The organism is Streptomyces sp. SID3212 (assembly GCF_009865405.1).
Lineage (GTDB): Bacteria > Actinomycetota > Actinomycetes > Streptomycetales > Streptomycetaceae > Streptomyces.
The window spans coordinates 1-1,713 of sequence record NZ_WWJY01000701.1; the positions used below are offsets into that span (position 1 = coordinate 1).

2 protein-coding genes are annotated in these 1,713 nt (G+C 73.6%); one reads left to right on the plus strand and one right to left on the minus strand.

All coding sequences use genetic code 11. The features are described 5' to 3' along the window. Window positions 1-128: 128 nt before the first annotated feature. Entirely contained in the window at window positions 129-737 is a 609-nt protein-coding gene (locus GT042_RS21100; protein WP_161310289.1) for an NAD(P)H-dependent oxidoreductase, read from the minus strand. Between the two features lie 134 nt (window positions 738-871). On the opposite strand from GT042_RS21100, the gene GT042_RS21105 reads away from it, so the two are divergent. Further along, a partial coding sequence (locus GT042_RS21105) for a helix-turn-helix domain-containing protein (protein ID WP_161310290.1) occupies window positions 872-1,713 on the plus strand: 842 nt, incomplete at its 3' end.

Below are 1,713 nucleotides of genomic sequence, written 5' to 3' on the forward strand. Positions count from 1 at the left end.
GCGACGGAGGCCGCCGTCCGCGTCGAGGCGAGCCGGATCGTCGCCCGCGCGGAGGGCCGCGGCGCGTGCCACGCGGTCGCGTCGGCGGGCGTGGCGCCGATGTCCTGAGACCCGCGCCGGTTCCGAGGTCAGGCCCTCCCGGTGCTGAACGGACGGTCGCGGCGCGCCTCGTGCAGGACCGAGCCCCACCAGTGGAGCTGGTCGAGGAGGATCGTGGCGGCCAGGGCGGGGCCTTCGGGCTCCTTGAGCCTGCCGTCGGGGCCGAAGAGCTCGAAGTAGCGCGGGAAGGACACGTAGTCGCGGACGGTGTGGGCGTGCAACTCGTTGAACACCTGCCGCAGTTGCTCGATCGCCAGCAGTCCGCCGCTCGCCCCGCTGTACCCGACAAAACCGATCGGCTTCGCCTGCCACTGCGTGTAGTGCCAGTCGACGGCCGCCTTGAGCGAGGCGGGAAAGCTGCGGTTGTAGTCCGGCGTGACGACGACGACGGCGTCCGCCTCGCCCAGCTCCCGGGTCAGCTCCTCCATACCGGCGGGGCGGGGCTGGTGCGGGTCGAGCGCGGGCGGCACGGGCGGCAGTTCCAGCGTCAGCGGGAAGTCCGCCAGATCGACCGGCCGTACGGTGAACAGCCCGTGCAGCGCCGCCTGTTCGAGGAACCAGTCCGTCACCACGGGACCGAACCGGCCCTCCCTCACACTGCCGGTGATCACGGCGAGACGGAGATTCTCCTGGGGCATGGCTGTGCTCCTCGTCGAAGGGCCTGAAAGGTTGTCCTCCACCCTGCGGGCCCCGGCGCGAGCGAGGAAGGCCGGGCGGAGAGTGGTAGCGAGAGGGCCACGCTCCGGACGGCCCGTGCTGTTACGTTCGAAGGGTGAGCGACAACGAGCTGGGCCTGTTCCTCCGCAGCCGCCGTGAAGGGATCACACCCGGCGAGGCGGGGCTCCCGGCCGGCCCCCGCCGGCGCACACCGGGCCTGCGCAGGGCCGAACTGGCGACGCTCGCCGGGGTCAGTGTCGAGTACGTGACCCGCCTGGAACAGGGACGCGACCGCAGGCCGTCCGCGCAGGTGCTCGCGGCGCTCGCCGCCGTCCTGCGCCTGTCCATGAGCGAGCGCGTCCACCTGCACCGCCTCAGCAAGGGCGCGGAGGGCGGCTTCACCTGCATGGCCGGCGCCTCGCCCGTCCGTACCGTACGGCCCACCGTGCGCGCCCTGCTCTCCACCCTGGAGCCCGCCCCCGCCGTGCTCCTCAACCGGCTGAGCGACATCGTGGCGCGCACGGCGGCGTACGAACGGCTGGCGGGCCCCGCCGGACTGCTCGACGGCGACCCCGCCAACCTCGCCCGCTTCGTCTTCGCCGACGAGCGGGCCCGTACCGTCTATCCGGACTGGGACCTGGTCGCCGACGAGCAGGTCGCCGCGCTCAAGCAGGGCCCGTTCCGTGCCGATCCCCATGTGGCCGCTCTCGCCGACGAGTTGACGGTCACGGCGGGCGCGGCCTTCGGTGGGCGGGTGGACACCGTCCCCGGCCTGCCGAGGAGCAACGGTGTCACGCGTCTGGTCCACCCCGAGGTCGGTGAGCTGCGGCTGGCGTACGAGATCCTCGAACTCGCCGCCGACGACGACCAGCGCCTCGTCGTCCACCTGCCCGCCGACGAGGCCACGGCCGCCGCGCTCGACCGGCTCACCGGCCGCCGCCCCGGCGCGCTGCGCGC

Coding starts and splice junctions, on each gene's coding strand:
- GT042_RS21100 (WP_161310289.1), bottom strand. CDS start 737: ATGCCCCAGGAGAATCTCCGTCTCGCCGTGATCACCGGCAGTGTGAGG.